This is a genomic window from Streptomyces bambusae (genome assembly GCF_019400985.1).
GTDB classification, from domain to species: domain Bacteria; phylum Actinomycetota; class Actinomycetes; order Streptomycetales; family Streptomycetaceae; genus Streptomyces; species Streptomyces bambusae_A.
The window spans coordinates 1-14328 of sequence record NZ_WTFF01000021.1 but is presented as its reverse complement, the minus strand read 5'-3'; the positions used below and the strand labels follow the sequence as shown (position 1 = coordinate 14328).

The 14328-nt window shown below is 72.9% G+C and carries 16 protein-coding genes; 2 read left to right on the top strand and 14 right to left on the bottom strand.

What is annotated here, in order from left to right; genetic code table 11:
• Nucleotides 1-34: 34 nt before the first annotated feature.
• The 10 genes from wrbA to GPJ59_RS05720 form a co-directional block, all read right to left on the bottom strand.
• Nucleotides 35-652: an NAD(P)H:quinone oxidoreductase gene (gene wrbA, locus GPJ59_RS05765; protein WP_219665286.1), complete on the bottom strand. Its 618-nt coding sequence runs from the start codon at nucleotides 650-652 to the stop codon at nucleotides 35-37.
• A gap of 18 nt (nucleotides 653-670) precedes the next feature.
• Nucleotides 671-1222 (bottom strand): flavin reductase family protein, encoded by a 552-nt coding sequence (locus GPJ59_RS05760; RefSeq protein WP_219665285.1) that lies wholly within the window; start codon nucleotides 1220-1222, stop codon nucleotides 671-673.
• Nucleotides 1219-1941, bottom strand: coding sequence for a phenazine biosynthesis FMN-dependent oxidase PhzG (gene phzG / locus GPJ59_RS05755; protein WP_219665284.1), 723 nt, complete (start codon nucleotides 1939-1941; stop codon nucleotides 1219-1221). The genes GPJ59_RS05760 and phzG overlap by 4 nt, the downstream gene beginning before the upstream one ends.
• A 15-nt stretch (nucleotides 1942-1956) precedes the next feature.
• The gene (locus GPJ59_RS05750; protein WP_219665283.1) at nucleotides 1957-2820 is read right to left on the bottom strand and encodes a PhzF family phenazine biosynthesis protein; all 864 of its coding nucleotides are present in this window, start codon (nucleotides 2818-2820) and stop codon (nucleotides 1957-1959) included.
• A complete protein-coding gene (locus GPJ59_RS05745) occupies nucleotides 2813-3169 on the bottom strand; it encodes a hypothetical protein (RefSeq protein ID WP_219665282.1) in 357 nt (118 codons plus the stop codon). Before GPJ59_RS05745 ends, GPJ59_RS05750 begins: the two co-directional genes overlap by 8 nt.
• The gene (locus GPJ59_RS05740; protein ID WP_219665281.1) at nucleotides 3166-5037 is read right to left on the bottom strand and encodes an anthranilate synthase family protein; all 1872 of its coding nucleotides are present in this window, start codon (nucleotides 5035-5037) and stop codon (nucleotides 3166-3168) included. The genes GPJ59_RS05745 and GPJ59_RS05740 overlap by 4 nt, the downstream gene beginning before the upstream one ends.
• Entirely contained in the window at nucleotides 5034-5657 is a 624-nt protein-coding gene (locus tag GPJ59_RS05735) for an isochorismatase family protein (protein WP_219665280.1), read from the bottom strand. The genes GPJ59_RS05740 and GPJ59_RS05735 overlap by 4 nt, the downstream gene beginning before the upstream one ends.
• A 10-nt stretch (nucleotides 5658-5667) precedes the next feature.
• Entirely contained in the window at nucleotides 5668-6177 is a 510-nt protein-coding gene (locus GPJ59_RS05730; RefSeq protein WP_308120155.1) for a PhzA/PhzB family protein, read from the bottom strand.
• A 73-nt stretch (nucleotides 6178-6250) separates the two neighbouring features.
• Nucleotides 6251-7471, bottom strand: a complete 1221-nt coding sequence (locus tag GPJ59_RS38405) for an acyl-CoA dehydrogenase family protein (RefSeq protein ID WP_219665279.1) — start codon at nucleotides 7469-7471, stop codon at nucleotides 6251-6253.
• Nucleotides 7472-7550: 79 nt separating this feature from the next.
• Nucleotides 7551-8363 (bottom strand): SDR family oxidoreductase, encoded by an 813-nt coding sequence (locus tag GPJ59_RS05720; RefSeq protein WP_308120154.1) that lies wholly within the window; start codon nucleotides 8361-8363, stop codon nucleotides 7551-7553.
• Between the two features lie 329 nt (nucleotides 8364-8692).
• Here GPJ59_RS05720 and GPJ59_RS05715 point away from each other — a divergent pair, with 329 nt between their 5' ends.
• Both GPJ59_RS05715 and GPJ59_RS05710 read left to right on the top strand, forming a co-directional pair.
• Entirely contained in the window at nucleotides 8693-9394 is a 702-nt protein-coding gene (locus tag GPJ59_RS05715) for a class I SAM-dependent methyltransferase (RefSeq protein ID WP_219665276.1), read from the top strand.
• Nucleotides 9391-9783 carry a VOC family protein gene (locus tag GPJ59_RS05710; protein ID WP_219665275.1) on the top strand — a complete coding sequence of 131 codons (393 nt, stop codon included), beginning with the start codon at nucleotides 9391-9393 and terminating at the stop codon, nucleotides 9781-9783. Before GPJ59_RS05715 ends, GPJ59_RS05710 begins: the two co-directional genes overlap by 4 nt.
• Nucleotides 9784-10010: 227 nt before the next feature.
• Here the strand turns inward: GPJ59_RS05710 and GPJ59_RS05705 are convergent, their stop codons facing one another.
• Genes GPJ59_RS05705 through GPJ59_RS05690 form a run of 4 tightly spaced genes read right to left on the bottom strand, consistent with a single transcriptional unit; the run spans nucleotide 10011 to nucleotide 14228 of the window.
• On the bottom strand, nucleotides 10011-11396 hold the full coding sequence (locus GPJ59_RS05705; protein ID WP_219665273.1) for an FAD-binding oxidoreductase: 1386 nt from the start codon (nucleotides 11394-11396) through the stop codon (nucleotides 10011-10013).
• A 22-nt stretch (nucleotides 11397-11418) separates the two neighbouring features.
• On the bottom strand, nucleotides 11419-12963 hold the full coding sequence (locus GPJ59_RS05700) for an MFS transporter (RefSeq protein WP_219665272.1): 1545 nt from the start codon (nucleotides 12961-12963) through the stop codon (nucleotides 11419-11421).
• Between the two features lie 21 nt (nucleotides 12964-12984).
• Nucleotides 12985-13947: a ParB/RepB/Spo0J family partition protein gene (locus GPJ59_RS05695; RefSeq protein WP_219665271.1), complete on the bottom strand. Its 963-nt coding sequence runs from the start codon at nucleotides 13945-13947 to the stop codon at nucleotides 12985-12987.
• A 14-nt stretch (nucleotides 13948-13961) separates the two neighbouring features.
• Nucleotides 13962-14228 (bottom strand): hypothetical protein, encoded by a 267-nt coding sequence (locus tag GPJ59_RS05690; RefSeq protein WP_219665309.1) that lies wholly within the window; start codon nucleotides 14226-14228, stop codon nucleotides 13962-13964.
• Nucleotides 14229-14328 lie beyond the last annotated feature (100 nt).

The window sequence follows — 14328 nt, the reverse complement described above, 5'->3', positions numbered from 1 at the left end:
GGTTCGTCGGTCGAGGGGTGGGGCGGCGGAGCGCTCAGGCCGTCTTGACGGCGCGGGCGAACTTCACGACGCGGTCGGCCTGGACGCGGGCCGCCCTGCGGGTGGTGTCGTCCACGGGCCGGGTGTTGCCGCCGCCGGACCAGTGCGCGGTTCCGTACGGGTTGCCGTCGGCGAACTTGTCGGGGTGGGTGTAGCCGGGGGCGACGACGATGCCCCCGAAGTGGTGGAAGGAGGTGGTCAGCGCCAGCAGCGTGGACTCCTGGCCGCCGTGCTCGCTGGCGGTGGAGGTGAACCCGCTGTAGACCTTGTCCTTGAGCAGGCCCTGGCCCCAGGCCGGGCCGAGCTGGTCGAGGAACTGCTTGAGCTGGGCGGAGATGTTGCCGAACCGGGTGGGCGAGCCGAAGAGCACGGCGTCGGCCCACAGCAGGTCGGCGGGGACGGCGACGGGGATGTCGGCGGTCTCGGCCGCGTGCTGCGCCCAGCGCGGGTTGGCCTCGATCGCGGAGCGCTGGGCGAGTTCGGCGCACCGGCGCAGCCGGACCTCGGCGCCCGCCTTCTCGGCGGTCTCGGCGATCTCCCGGGCGATCTCGGCGACGTTCCCGGTGGCCGAGTAGTAGATCACGGCCACGTTGACGGCGGTGTCGGCGGTCACGGCGTCATGCTCCTTGTCTCACCAGTCGGCGATGTGCGATGCGCGGATGTCCTGCTCGGCCCGGTCCGGGTTGGGGGCGGGCCGGGCGAAGGAGCGGTTGTAGTAGACGAGCGGGGTGCGGTCGCTCGTGAAGGCCTCCTCGACGCAGCCGATGAGGATGCTGTGGTCGCCGGCGTCGACGATGGAGTGCATGGAGCAGGCGACCCGGACGCTGGTGCGGTGCAGTCCGGGCAGGCCCAGCTCGCAGGTCTCCATGTCGCCGGCGGCGAACCGGTCGATGCCGGAGGTCGCGAACCGGCGGGCCACCCCGTGCTGCTCCTCGGCCAGGACGTTGATCAGGAAGTGCCGCGCGGTGGTGAACGCGGCGTGCGTGCTGGCCGCCTTGTCCAGGCAGACCGAGACCAGCGGCGGGTCGAGCGAGACCGAGCTGAACGAACTGGCCGTGAACCCCCACGGCTTGCCGTCCGCGTCGACGGTGGTCACCACCGTCACCGGGCCGGGCACCAGCGCCATCGTGCGGGTGAGCAGGTCGCGCTGCACGGCGGGTGTCACCTCCGATCGGGACGTCATGGCTGGAGCCGGACCGCGTGCCAGCGGCCGTCGTCGGTGCGGGTGTAGGAAAGGCGGCGGTGCAGCCGGTCGGAGGCGGCGTTCCAGAACTCGACCTCGGCCGGCTCCAGCAGGTAGCCGGTGAAGCGGTCCGGGCGGGGCAGGGGGCGGCCCGTCTCCAGCAGCCGGTAGGCCTCGTCGCGCAGGAGCTCCACGTCCTCCACGGGGTCGCTCTGGTGGGAGACGGCGGTCATGGAGTGCAGCGGCACCGGGCGGGCGGCCCACATGGCGTCGGACTCGGCCGGCGCCAGCGGGGTGACCGGGCCGGACAGCATGATCTGCTGGCCGGTCTCGCGCCAGTACAGCAGCGCCGACGCCCAGCCGTTGGCGGCCAGTTCACGGCCCTTGCGGCTGGTGCTGTGGGTGGTGAACACCAGTCCGCGGCCGGTCTCGCGGGCGATGGTCACGATCCGGTTGGAGGCGCGCCCCTCGGCGGTGGCGGTGGCCAGGGCCATCGAGCGGGGCTCGCGCACCCCGCGGCGTACGGCCTCGGCCAGCCACTGCCACACCAGGCCCATGGGCTCGGCGGGCGGGGCGTCGTACTCGGGGAAGTCGAGGTCGGCGGCGCCCGAGAGGGACTCGAACTTGCTGGTGTCGAGGGCGGGCCGGGGGCCGGCCGGGCCGGAGCCGGGACGGGTGGGCGCGGGACGGGTGGTCGCGGGACGGGTGCTGGTGCTCATGAGGGGTGCTGCTCCCTAGACGTAGATGGTTCCGCGGGCGACGACCGTGCCGTAGCCGCCGACCCGCACGCCGTCGACCCGGTCCGACGCCCCGTGCGCGGTGGCGCACATGTGCGACGGGCGGCCCATCTCGACCCCTTGGGTGATCTTGATGCGCTGGCCGTACGGGATCAGGCCGTGCCGGGCGAGGTGGATGGCGAGCGGGCCGGCGGCCGAGCCGGTCGCGGCATCCTCGACCACCCCGTAGGCGGGCGAGAACATCCGGGTGCGCCATTCCTCGCCCGTGCCGGCGAAGCAGTTGGCGGCCATGTCGGGGAAGCGGGACAGGGCGCGGTGGTCGGGTTCGAGCGCGGAGAGCGCCTCGACGCTCTCCAGGCCCACGAAGACGTGCCGGGGGCCGTTGCGGTAGATCTCCACCGGGGCGGTGGACGAGGTCACGCCGAGCGCCGCCAGCAGGTCCTCGGCGTGCTCGTACGGCTCCCAGGTCGGGTGCGGCTGGCGCATCTGCACGATCACCGCGCCGTCGTCGTTGTCCATGCCGACGTCGAACGGGATCACGCCCATCCCGGTCTCCAGCCGCAGCCGCTCCTCCTTGCGGGCGACGCCGAGCGCCTTGCGGCTCAGGCCGAGGGCGACCGCGGTGCCCAGCAGCGGGTGCCCGGCGAAGGGCAGCTCGTTGACCGGGGTGAAGATCCGGATGCGGGCGTCCGCCGCATCGGCCTCGGCCGGGAGGACGAACGTGACCTCGGAGAGGTTCATCTCCCGTGCGATGGCCTGCATCCGGTCGGACGTCAGGTCCTCGCTGCCGAAGAAGACGGCCACGGGGTTGCCTTCGAGCGGATTGCGCGCGAAGGCGTCCACGACCATGTAGTCATGCATTGGAGGGAACTCCCTGGCTCAAGTCGAAGGCTGCGCCGAGGCCGTGCAGCGTGGCGAGCGGGTGGACGCCCTCCACGGCGGCCTCGACCTCGAAGGACGAGCGGTGCGCCGGCGGCCGGCCGATGAGCTCGGCGGCCCGGTTGGGCGGCAGGAGAGCGGTGTCGGGCCGCTCGGTCCACAGCATCACCGCGCCCCACCGGTTGGCGGTGCGGTCGGAGACCCACACCTTCAGCACCAGCCCCGGCACCTCGGTCCACGCGTCGATGCCCTCGTCGGCCAGCCGCTCGGCGAGCGCGTCGATGCTGCGTCCCGTGCCGTCCAGGTCCCACCAGGCGACGTCCACCCTCATGACACCCGCACCCCCACCACGCCCAGCAGGGCTTCGCCGAGGATCCGCGGGCCGTCGACGGTGAGCACCGACTCGGCGTGGAACTGCATGGACGCGAAGTGCGGGCCGCGCAGGGCGTGCACCTCGCAGGTACGGGCGTCCCGGCTGACCTCGACCATGCCGAGCTCGCCGGCGTCGAGCTTGTCGTCCAGGCACTGGGCGGCGTACGTGTTGTAGAAGCCCACCCGCTCGCGGGAGCCGAAGAGGTCGATCTCGCGCTGCACGCCCTGGTTGGGGACGGCGCGGCGGACCAGGTCCAGGCCGAGCCGGGTGCTGAGCACCTGGTGGCTCAGGCACACCGCGACGAACGGCCGCCGCTCGGCCAGCAGCCGCCGGGCCGCCGCGTGCAGGTGGATGATCCGCGGGTCGCCGTGGTCGCGGGGGTCGCCGGGGCCGGGGCCGAGCACCACCACGTCGTACGCGTCGAGGTCGTGCGGCTCGTCGTAGCGGCGTACGGTCACCTCCAGGCCGAGCGAGCCCAGCTGCTGGCCGATCATCGCGGTGAAGGTGTCCTCCGCGTCGATCACCAGGACGCTCAGGCCGGCGAGGCCGGGCAGCTCCGCGGCGGCCGTCCGCACTCCCGCGTCGCGCAGCCAGAAGTCGGCGATGCCGGTGTTGCGGGAGGCCAGGGCCGCGCGGACGGCGGGGTGCTGGGCGAAGCGCACGGGGGCGTTCGACTCCAGCACGCTCAGCAGGCCGGCGGCCTTGGCGCGGGTCTCGGCGACCTCGGACTGCGGGTCGGAGTGGCGCACGAGGGTGGCGCCGACGCCGATCCGCATGTCGCCGGCCGCGTCGATGTCGGCGGTGCGGATGAGGATGGCCGAGTCCAGGGTGCGGCTGCCGTCGGCGTCGGTGCCGATCAGGGCGGCGATGCCGCCGTAGTAGCCGCGTCCGCCGGGCTCGTAGCGGGCGACGACCCGGGCCGCGCTCTCCAGGGGGCTGCCGGTGACGGTCGGCGCGAACATCGTCTCGTGCAGGATCTCGCGCACGTCACGGTCGGTGGTGCCCTCGATGAAGTACTCGGTGTGGGCGAGGCGGGCCATCTCCTTGAGGTAGGGGCCGGTGACCCGGCCGCCCTCCTCGCAGATCCGGGCCATCATCTTCAGTTCCTCGTCGACCACCATGTACAGCTCGTCGGCCTCCTTGCGGTCGGCGAGGAAGCGGGTGACGCCGTCGAGGGTCGGGCCGGAGGAGGGGTAGCGGTAGGTGCCGCTGATCGGGTTCATCACGGCCGTGCCGCCGTGCAGCGACACGTGCCGCTCGGGGGTGGCGCCGACGAAGGTGCGCCCGCCGGTGTGGATGACGAAGGTCCAGTACGCGCCCTGCTCGCGCTCCAGCAGCCGCCGGAAGAGGGCGAGCGCGGTGCGCGGGCCGTAGTAGTCGATCCGGGCCAGGTAGGAGCGCTTGATGACGAAGTTGGACCCGGCGCCGGAGCCGATCTCGTCGCGGACGATGCGCCGCACGGTGGAGGCGTAGGTGTCGTCGTCCACGTCGAAGCGGCCGCCGGTGAGGGTGACGGGCACGTCGGCGATCCGGTGCGGTACGTCGCCCAGCGGGACGTGGTCCTGCTCGGTGACGGCCATCGCCAGCAGCTGCGCGCCGTCGTCGGGGGCGGTGAAGCCGCGCTCGGACAGCTGCCGGTACGGGACGACGACCAGCACCTGCTCGGTGTCCAGCGGGACGGCGGCCAGCGAGCCGGGGCCGGTGACGTCGCCGGTGAGCACGGTGACGGTGCCCGGGGCGTCCTCGGGGCGGTGCAGCAGGGCGAACGTGCTCACCTCGCCGGCCAGGATGCGGTCCAGCAGGTCGGCACGGGGGGTCCGGCTCATGCGAAGACCTCCTGGGCGGTGGTGACACGGCCGCAGCGCTGTGCGACGTACGTCAGGGCGAGCATGTGGTGGGCCTCGGAGAAGTCGCCGACGGCGTCGGCGGCGAGGAAGGTCTGGATGTCGTTGGCGTAGGCGTCCATGGCGGTGGCCAGGACCCCGACGTGTGCGTAGACCCCGCACAGGACCAGCTGGTCCCGGCCGGCCGCGCGCATCCGCTCCAGCAGGTCGGAGCGGAAGAAGGCGCTGTAGCGCCACTTGGTCAGGACCCAGTCGCCGTCCTCGGGCGCGAGCTCGGGGACCACCTCGCGGTCCGCGGCGTCCGTCCGCATGCCCGGGCCCCAGAAGTCCTTGAGCAGGCCGCGCTCCTCCTGCGTCATCCGGCCCGGCTGCGCGGTGTACGCGACGGGCACCCCGAGGGCCGCGGCCCGCTTGCGCAGCTGGGCGGCGTTGTGCACGAGGTCGCCGCGCAGCGGGTCGGGCAGGGCGGCGAGGAAGTAGCGCTGCATGTCGTGGACGAGCAGCACCGCGCGGTCCGGGTCCGGGGTCCAGTCGGCGACGTTCTCCGGGAGGGTCCGGTGGGTCGGGAGGGGGTAGGACTCCACGGTCGGCAGGCCGGCCATCGGGCTCTCCTTAAGTGGGTATTCCTTCGCGCCGGATCTGGGGGACGTCGATCCCGAGGGCGCGGAACTGGTTCGTGGGGTTCATGAACTCGCGCTGCTGCTTGATCCGCCCGTTCTCGAACCGGAACGAGTGGATGAAGTGGTTGGCGTAGTGGCCCACCGGGTAGCCGGGGTAGACGATCTTTCCCGCGCCGCGGCACTCGACCCAGAAGCGGTCCGGGTCCTGGGTGTCGTAGATCTCGATGTCCGTCCAGACCCAGTCGGGGAAGCAGCGCAGGGACCACACGGCGTGCTCGCCGAGCCGGTCGCGGCCGGTGATGGTGATGGGCTCGCCGGTCTCGTTGGTCCACAGGCCGCCGACGCCGTCCTCGGTGAAGAGGAGGTGGCGCTTGAGGCGGGCCTCGCCGACGGTGTTCATGTACTGCTCCACGATGGCGCGGTTGTGCGCGCGCACCGCCTGCTCGTCGCCGGCGTCGAAGGCGTGCTCGACGAGCTGCTCGATGGTCCGTCCGGTGCTCACGGGGGTGTGCCTTTCTGCTCGACTGATCGGCTCTGCTCGGCGTGGGGAGGTCAGCTGCGCGGGGCGGGACCGGTCAGACCAGGAGGCTGATGTCGCGCGGGTCCTTGCCGACCAGGGCGCGGCCGTAGAGCTGTGCGGGGATGCCCATGCCGAAGCCGGCGTGACGGCTGCCGACGTTGACGTCGCGCCAGATCCGCTGGAGCGGGTTGGCCTCGCTGAAGGCGGAGGAGCCGTACGCGGTCATCAGCAGGTCCACCGCCTCGCGGCACAGGTGGGCGACGCGGGTGGAGTTCTGCCGGGCGGCGGCGCGGGTGAGGACGTCGGGGAACTCCCCGGCGTACGCGGCCGCGTCGGCGGTGTCGGCGATCTTCGCGGCCAGCAGCTTCGCCGTCTCGATCTTGGTGGCGGCCTCGGCCAGGTCGAGCTGGAGGGTCGGCGACTCGGCCTGGTTGGGGAACTTCGAGCCGGCGGCGGGCCGGTTCGGGGCGGCCTCTCGGACGAAGTCGAAGGCGGCGACGGCCCCGCCGATCATGGAGCCCAGCAGGCCGATGGAGAACAGGCCGACCAGGCTGTTGCGGTAGCGGCTCGAGGCGTCCACCACGCCGTCCGTCTCGCCGTTCAGCAGCGGCGCGTACGGCAGCAGCCGGCGCTGGGGCACGAACACGGCGGTGGCGACGACGGTGTTGCTGCCGGTACCGCGCATGCCCGCGAAGTGCCAGGTGTCCTTGATCTCCAGCTCGTCGGCGCGCAGCAGCGCGAAGTGGACGACGTTCTCCCCGCCGTCGGTCGGCACGGCGATCAGTACGCCCACCCAGTCGGCGTGCAGCGAGCCGGAGACGTAGCCCCACTCGCCGGTGACGACGACACCGTCGTCGACCACCTCCACGCCGCGGGCCGGCATGCCCAGCACCAGGGCGGTGCGGGCGTCGGCGTTCAGGCTCCACACCTCGTCCTGGACCTCGCGGGGGAAGAGGGAGGCCACGAAGTTGCCGGCGTTGAGCACGCCGGTGATCCACGCGGTCGAGCCGCAGCCGCGGCCGACCTCGGTGGCGACCTCCAGCAGGGTGCGGATGTCGGCCTCGTAGCCGCCGAGGCGGCGCGGGGTCATCAGCCGCATCAGGCCCGCGTCGGTGACGGCGGCGATGCTGCGCGCCGTCAGCCGGCGGGTACGGTCGCTCTCCGGCGCGTCCTCCCACAGGTCCGCGCGCAGTCCGGCGGCCCGGGCCACCAGCTCGTCGCGGCCCGGGACCTGGAGCTCGGGGGCCGTCGTGGCGTTCACCGCAGCTGTCTGCACGGTCTTGTTCCCTTCACGTCGGGGTGGATCAGGTGGATCAGGTGGTTCGGGGGGCGGGTTCGGGTCGGGTGGCGGCCCGTCAGTTGCCCTGGGCGGCGCGGGCGAGGGTGTCCCACTGCTTCCAGCCGGCCAGCCGCTCCTCGTAGGCGGCGGTGACCGTGTCCAGGACGGTGGCGCCCAGCAGGACCCGCAGCGGCGGGTTCGGGCTGTCCACCAGCTCCAGCACCGGGCCGGCGGTCGCGGCCGGGTCGCCGGGGGCGGAGCCCGCCGAGGGCGCCTTGGCGACCTCGGCGTACGCCTCGCCGGGCTCGGCCCAGACGGCGGAGGCGCCGCGCCAGTCGGTCTTGTACGGTCCGGGCTCGACGATGGTGACGTGGATGCCGAACCGGCCGACCTCCTGGGCGAGGGCGTCGCTCATGCCCTCCACGGCCCACTTGGAGGCGTGGTAGAGGCCGAGCATCGGCCAGGACGCCAGGCCCGCGATGGAGGACATCTGCAGGATGTGGCCGCTGCCCTGGGCGCGCAGGACGGGCAGGACGGCCTGGGTGACCCACAGGGTGCCGAAGAGGTTGGTGTCGATCTGCTCGCGGGCCTGGGCCTCGGTGACGTCCTCGACCGCGCCGAACAGGCCGTACCCGGCGTTGTTCACGACGACGTCGAGGCGGCCGAACCGCTCGTGGGCGGCGGCGACGGCCGCGAAGGCCGCGTCCCGGTCCCGGACGTCGAGCTTCAGGGGCAGCACCGCGTCGCCGTACTTCTCGGTCAGGTCGGCCAGGCTGTCGAGGCTGCGGGCGGTGGCCGCGACGCGGTCGCCGCGCTCCAGGGCGGCCTCGGCCCAGACCCTGCCGAATCCGCGGGACGTGCCGGTGATGAACCAGACCTTGCCAGCCACGATCGAACTCCTTCTCCCGGTTGTCCCGTTGGAGCTCTTATTCACCACGATGAATGCCGGGGTGTCCATGTGCCTGAATTCGGACAGCAGTTGGACTGCGCTGACCTGATGTCCGGGTGCGGATGTCTGGGTGCGGATGTCTGGATGCCATGTCCGGGTGCGGAGCTGTCCGGGTGCGGAATTTCCTCACCCGGACACCCGGTGGACGCGCCAAAGGGGTTCGGCGGGGCCTCGGGCATTCCTTGACGGCGGGGCGGCGCGTGATACTGCCGCAGATACCGCGACCCTCCCCCTCGATTTCCCGGGGGGACCCAGCCAAGGAGATCCGCGTGAGCGCCACGGAACAGTCCTTCGACTACGCCGCCGCCGACTTCAACGCCGTCTACACGGGCGGAGAGCTGCTGGAGGGGGCGGCCATCAAGGTCGTGCCCTGGGACATCGGCGAGGCGCAGCCGGACGTCGTGGAACTGGAGCGGCAGGGCCGCTTCCACGGCTCCGTGCTGGACATCGGCTGCGGCCCCGGCGACAACGCCGTCTTCCTGGCCCGCCAGGGCTACCGGGTGACGGCGATCGACGCGGCCTCGGCCGCCATCGCCCAGGCCCAGGAGCGGGCGGCCGGCCTGGACATCGAGTTCGCGGTCGCCGACGCCACCGACCTGGCCGGCTACGAGGGCCGCTTCGACTCGGTCCTCGACAGCGCCCTCTTCCACACCCTGCCCGGGCCGGCCCGCCCCCTGTACGCGGCCGCCCTGCACCGGGTCACCAAGCCGGGCGCGCAGCTGAGCGTGCTGTGCTTCGCCGACGTGCCCGGCGGCATGCCGGCCCCGCTGTCGGTCCCGGGCGACGAGCTGCGGGAGACGCTGACCGCGGCGGGCTGGGAGATCACGTCCATGGAGCTGTCCGAGTACGCGGGCGTGGCCGAGGGCATGGAGAAGTTCTTCGAGCGCACCGGCCGCCGGCCCGAGCTGGACGACAAGGGCCGCACCCGGCTGCCGGTCTGGAAGATCTTCGCCGACCGGGTGTCGCGGTGAGCGCGGCCGTCCACAGCCCCTTCCACCCGGCGCGGCGCGCGTTCCCCGTACTGCGCGCCCGCCGGGTGGCGGACACCGCCGCGTTCTACGAGCGGCTCGGCTTCTCCGCCGGGCACCGGCACCCGGCCAAGGGCGAGCCGGACTTCGTGACGCTACGGCGCCACGACACGGAGCTGGCGGTCAGCCGCGACGACCGGGCCAAGTCCGGCGAAGCCGGAGGCACCGTCGACCTGTTCGTCTTCGTCGAAGCCGTCGACACGATGGTCGCTGCGCTGCGGGCGGTAGGCACCCCGGTCGAGCAGGAGCCGGAGAACACGCCCTGGGGCGAGCGGGTGGCCTATGTCCGGGACCCGGCCGGGAACAGGGTCGGGCTGGGGCAGCCGGCCTGATCGACATCACATGGCTAGTGCCCCGGCGCCCAAGGCCCGGGGCACTTTCCGTGTGCTCGGCGGCCACCCCGCCGTTGTGGTTGCTCGCGCCCACGCGGCGGAGCCGCACATAGATACAGCCCCGCGCCCCTAGGCGGATCTCCCTGGAGCCTTGGCTCCAGGGGATCCGCCCCGTCAGGGGCGCGGGGAACTGCGCGACCAGCCGGCCACGGTCCGCAGACGAACGGTCAGCCCGCAGGCACGATGTTCAGGTTCGTCCGGAACACGTTGGCCGGGTCGTACACAGCCTTCAGCTTGGCCAGGCGCGACCTGGTCGCCGTATCCCAGAGCTCGTCCGCAAAGGCCTCGGCGGACCGTTCGCCGTAGACGAAGTTGAGGGAACGGCCCACCGTCCACGGCCGCACCGCGTCGTCAATCGCTGCATGCGCGGAGCGAATCGCCTCCGCCGGCGCGTCGTCGGACCCCGACAGCACCCGCAGGATGTACGCGGCCTCGCGGAACGGCACGGCGTTGGGCACCTCGGGCTGCCGGGCCAGGGCCCCGCCCAGGTGGCGCAGGTCCACGATGCACGGCACCTCGGCCCCGGGCCCCGCCAGGCGGCGTACGGCGTCCAGGACGGCCTGGTCCAGCTCACTGAGCAGCACCGCGTTGCCGTCGTAGGCGTGGCTGAAGGTGGGTTCGGCGTAGATGGAGCCGACCTCGGGGTAGTCCAGCTCGCCGAGGTGGTCGTGGATCACCGTGGCGCCGGAGGCCTCCCGCCAGGGGCGGACCAGCTCGGGGCCGCCCGCCAGGTCGGTGGTGGCGAAGCGCACGTGTACGACGTGGCGGCCGCGCAGCGGCTCGGGGAAGACCGGGATCGGCGGGTACTCGATCATGCCGAGGGAGGCGGTGACCGTCTCGGGGGCGGTCGCCGTCCACTCCTTGAAGAAGGCGAGGACCTTGTCGGCCTCGGCGGCGTCGAAGTACAGGCCGCCGCCGTAGACCTTGGCGACCGGCAGCAGGGAGACCTCCAGGGCGGTGACCGCACCGAAGTTCTCGCGGCCGCCGCGCAGCGCCCAGAACAGGTCCGGGTCGCTGTCGGCGGTGACCTCGCGCAGCTGCCCGTCGGCGGTCACGACCTCGATGGCCTTCACCAGGTCGGCGGCGTAACCGAACTCGCGGGCGAGCAGGCCCAGTCCGCCGGCCAGGGTGTAGCCGACGACGCCGACGTGGCCGGCGGAGCCGCAGAGGGGGGACAGGCCGTGCGGGAAGGTCTGCGCGATGACCTGTTCCCAGCGGGCGCCGGCGCCGATCCGGGCGGTGCGGGCCCCGGCGTCGACGGTGATCGAGTCGAGCCGCCTGGTGGTGATCACCAGGCCGTCGCGGTCGAGGACGGTGATCCCGTGGCCGGTGGACTGCAGGGCGACCGGCAGACCGTGCTCGGCGGCCCAGGCGACGGCGGCCCGTACGTCCTCGGCGTCGGCGGCGCCGACGACCACCGCCGGGTCGTGCCGGTATCCGGTCTGGAATCCGGTGAGTTCCTCCTCGTAACCCTCCTGGCCGCGGGTGAGGACGGGACCGCTCACCGCGTTCGCGAGGGTGGTGACATCAATCTGTGCAGGGTCGCCAGACATCAGCCGTATTCCTTTCTGGTGTTCAACCGACCTTTTCCAGGTCGGAATTCAGGGAGTTCCCGGATGTTTCCCGGGAATTCCGGTCCGGCGCCGTCTGCGCCGGGTCCGGCGCCGTCTGCGCCTTTTCCTTCTGGGCTCCGCCGGAAGGCATCAGCAGACAGGCCGCGGCGCCGACGAGAAGGGCGGCCACGGGCAGCAGCAGGGTGGTTGCGGCGGCCCGGCCGAGGTCGTCGGGGAATTCCACGATCTGCGCCTGCATGAGCACGCCGACGGCGGCCGCGCCGATGACGCAGCCGACCTGCCGGATCGCGTTGTACATGCCGGCGCCGGCGCCGATCACCTCGACGGGCAGCGAGCCGGTGGCGACGTTGGCCATCGGCGCGAAGGCCAGGCCGGTGCCGATGCCGGCCAGGAACAGGGCCCCGGCCGTGGGCAGGACCCCGGCGTGCGCGTCCATGGCGAGGACGATCAGGCCGAGTCCGGCGGCGAAGACCAGGAAGCCGCCCAGGACCACCCACTTGCCGGGGACCCGGTCGGAGAGGCTGCCCGCGAGCGGTCCGGCCAGCCCGCTGGAGACGGCGATGGGCACCATCAGCAGGCCGGCCTCCTGCGGGGTGAGCTCCATGACGTCCTGCATGAACAGGGTGAGCGGCAGGTAGAGCCCGGTGACGGCGAAGCCGATGGCGGCCGCGGCGAAGGCGGAGGTGGCGAAGTGGCGGCGGCCGAAGAGCGACAGCGGCATCAGCGGCTCGCGCGGGTTGAAACGCTGCCACAGCAGGAAGACGCCCAGCAGGACGACGCCGGCGGCGATGACGGTGGCCACGTCCAGCGGGCCGACGACGGTGCCCCAGGCGTAGTGCTGGCCGTTCTGCAGGCCGAAGACGACGGCGAACAGGCCGAGTCCGGACAGCAGGGTGCCGAGCAGGTCGAAGCGCCGGTGGTTGCGGGGCTGACCGCCGGGCAGCAGCCGCGCGGCCATGGCGAGACCCACCAGGCCGATCGGCACGTTGACCAGGAAGATCCACTCCCAGCCGGCGGAGCCGGTCAGGAAGCCGCCGAGCAGCGGACCGGCGGTGGTGGCCAGGCCCGCCACGGCGCCCCAGACGCCGAGGGCGGCGCCGCGGCGCTGGGGCGGGAACAGGGTGGTGACGAAGGCCATCGTCTGCGGGGCCATGAGGGCGGCGCCGACGCCCTGGACGGCGCGGGCGGCCATCAGCATCTCGGCGCTGCCGGAGAGGCCGCACCAGAGGGAGGCGGCGGTGAAGACGGCCATGCCGGCCATGAAGACGGGTTTGCGGCCGAAACGGTCGCCGAGCCGCCCCGCGACCAGCAGCGGGACGGCGTAGGTGAGCAGGTAGACGCTGTGCACCCAGGTGATCTGGTTCAGGTCGGCGTCCAGGCCCTCGATCATGCCGGGGATGGCGATCGTCACGATGGTGGTGTCCATCATGATCAGGAAGAAGCCGACGCAGAGGGCCGACAGGGCGGCCCAGGGGTTGACGGTGCGGGAGTCGGTGGTACGGGGGTCGGTGGTACGGGGGTCGGGATTCGAGGCGACGTTCGTCATCTCATCAGCTTTCAACGGGGGTTACGGAGAGACAGCCGTTCCGCGCTGCTCCAGCTCGGTGGCTATCTCGTCCCAGTAGGCGGCGCAGGCGCGCGCCATGGCCGCGATCTTCGGCGCCTGGTGGGCGGGGGCGCGCAGCAGCAGCCCGCTCTCGCCCTGGCGCACGATCCGGGCCTCCAGCCAGCGGATCAGCGCCCGGCCCTCGTCGCTGTACTTGAGGGTGGGATCGCGTTTGAGGGAGTCCAGTACGGTCGGCAGGTCCACGGGCTCGGCGCACTCGCGCGGCTTGGCCGCCCGTACGGCGCGGGAGCCGGCGCCGCCGCCCGGCAGCGGGCCCTCGCCGCGGCTGAGCCGGTCGCGTACGTCGCGCGCGGTCTCCACCGAGATCCCGGCGGAGCGGGCGATCTCGCGGAGCGAGGCGTCGGGGCGTACGGCGAGGTAGTCCACGGCGCGCAGCCGGCCCTCGGTGGCGCTCAGCGGCCGTGCCCGGCCGTCGCAGCCGACCCGTACGGCAGGCAGTTCGCCGGCCTCGGCGGCGGTGCGGCGCAGCACGCCGACGGTCTTGCCGGACAGCCCGACCTTGGCGGCGACGGCCCGGTCGGACCACTCCGGCCAGGAGCGCAGGATGCGGCGCGCCGACTCGCGGCGGTCGGCGAGGGTCAGGGGCAGGCCGTGGCCGTTGTTGGCCTCGACGGCGAGCAGGAACGCCTCGCGCTCGGAGCCGTCGAACCAGCGGACGGGGATGGTCTCGCGGCGGTTGAGGCGGGCCGCGTGCAGGCGGTGCATGCCGTCGACGACGCGGAGGGTGGGGCGGTGGACCACGATCGGCGGCAGGGCGGTCTCCAGCCCGGCCAGCAGCAGCACGTGGTCGTGGTCGACCCCGGCGAGGCGGGGCGATTCGGCGTCCAGCAGCGTGGCCACCGGCACGTGCGCCACCGTGGCGGTGTCGCGGGGCGCGAGGGCATCCGCCGTCAGGACAGGCATGTCGACTCCTCGGATCAGAGCGCGGTCAGTCGGGCGGGGCTCTGGCCCAGCAGACGGTGGGCCGCGGCGGCCGCGACGAAGGTCATGTGGCGGTGCCAGCCGGGGAAGGAGCGGCCCTCGAAGTCGCGCAGCCCGCAGTCCTCCAGGACCTCCATGGGCAGCGTGGCGGTGCCCAGGCGGGTCAGCCGGGCGCAGGCGCCGTCGGTGCCGGCGATCCAGTACCGCACCGGCCGGTCGTCCCCGGCCCCCCACTCGGTGAGCAGCGCCAGTGGTCCGGCCACCCCGGGCACCCGCACCCCGGCGGGGTCACCCTTGCTTTTATCACCTCCTGAGCGGCCCACCGTCCTATCCGTCTTTCTCTTCGTTGTGCTAGTTAGTAGT

Coding starts and splice junctions, on each gene's coding strand:
- GPJ59_RS05760 (WP_219665285.1), bottom strand. CDS start 1,222: ATGACGTCCCGATCGGAGGTGACACCCGCCGTGCAGCGCGACCTGCTC.
- phzG (WP_219665284.1), bottom strand. CDS start 1,941: ATGAGCACCAGCACCCGTCCCGCGACCACCCGTCCCGCGCCCACCCGT.
- GPJ59_RS05750 (WP_219665283.1), bottom strand. CDS start 2,820: ATGCATGACTACATGGTCGTGGACGCCTTCGCGCGCAATCCGCTCGAA.
- GPJ59_RS05745 (WP_219665282.1), bottom strand. CDS start 3,169: ATGAGGGTGGACGTCGCCTGGTGGGACCTGGACGGCACGGGACGCAGC.
- GPJ59_RS05740 (WP_219665281.1), bottom strand. CDS start 5,037: ATGAGCCGGACCCCCCGTGCCGACCTGCTGGACCGCATCCTGGCCGGC.
- GPJ59_RS05735 (WP_219665280.1), bottom strand. CDS start 5,657: ATGGCCGGCCTGCCGACCGTGGAGTCCTACCCCCTCCCGACCCACCGG.
- GPJ59_RS05705 (WP_219665273.1), bottom strand. CDS start 11,396: ATGTCTGGCGACCCTGCACAGATTGATGTCACCACCCTCGCGAACGCG.
- GPJ59_RS05700 (WP_219665272.1), bottom strand. CDS start 12,963: ATGACGAACGTCGCCTCGAATCCCGACCCCCGTACCACCGACCCCCGT.
- GPJ59_RS05695 (WP_219665271.1), bottom strand. CDS start 13,947: ATGCCTGTCCTGACGGCGGATGCCCTCGCGCCCCGCGACACCGCCACG.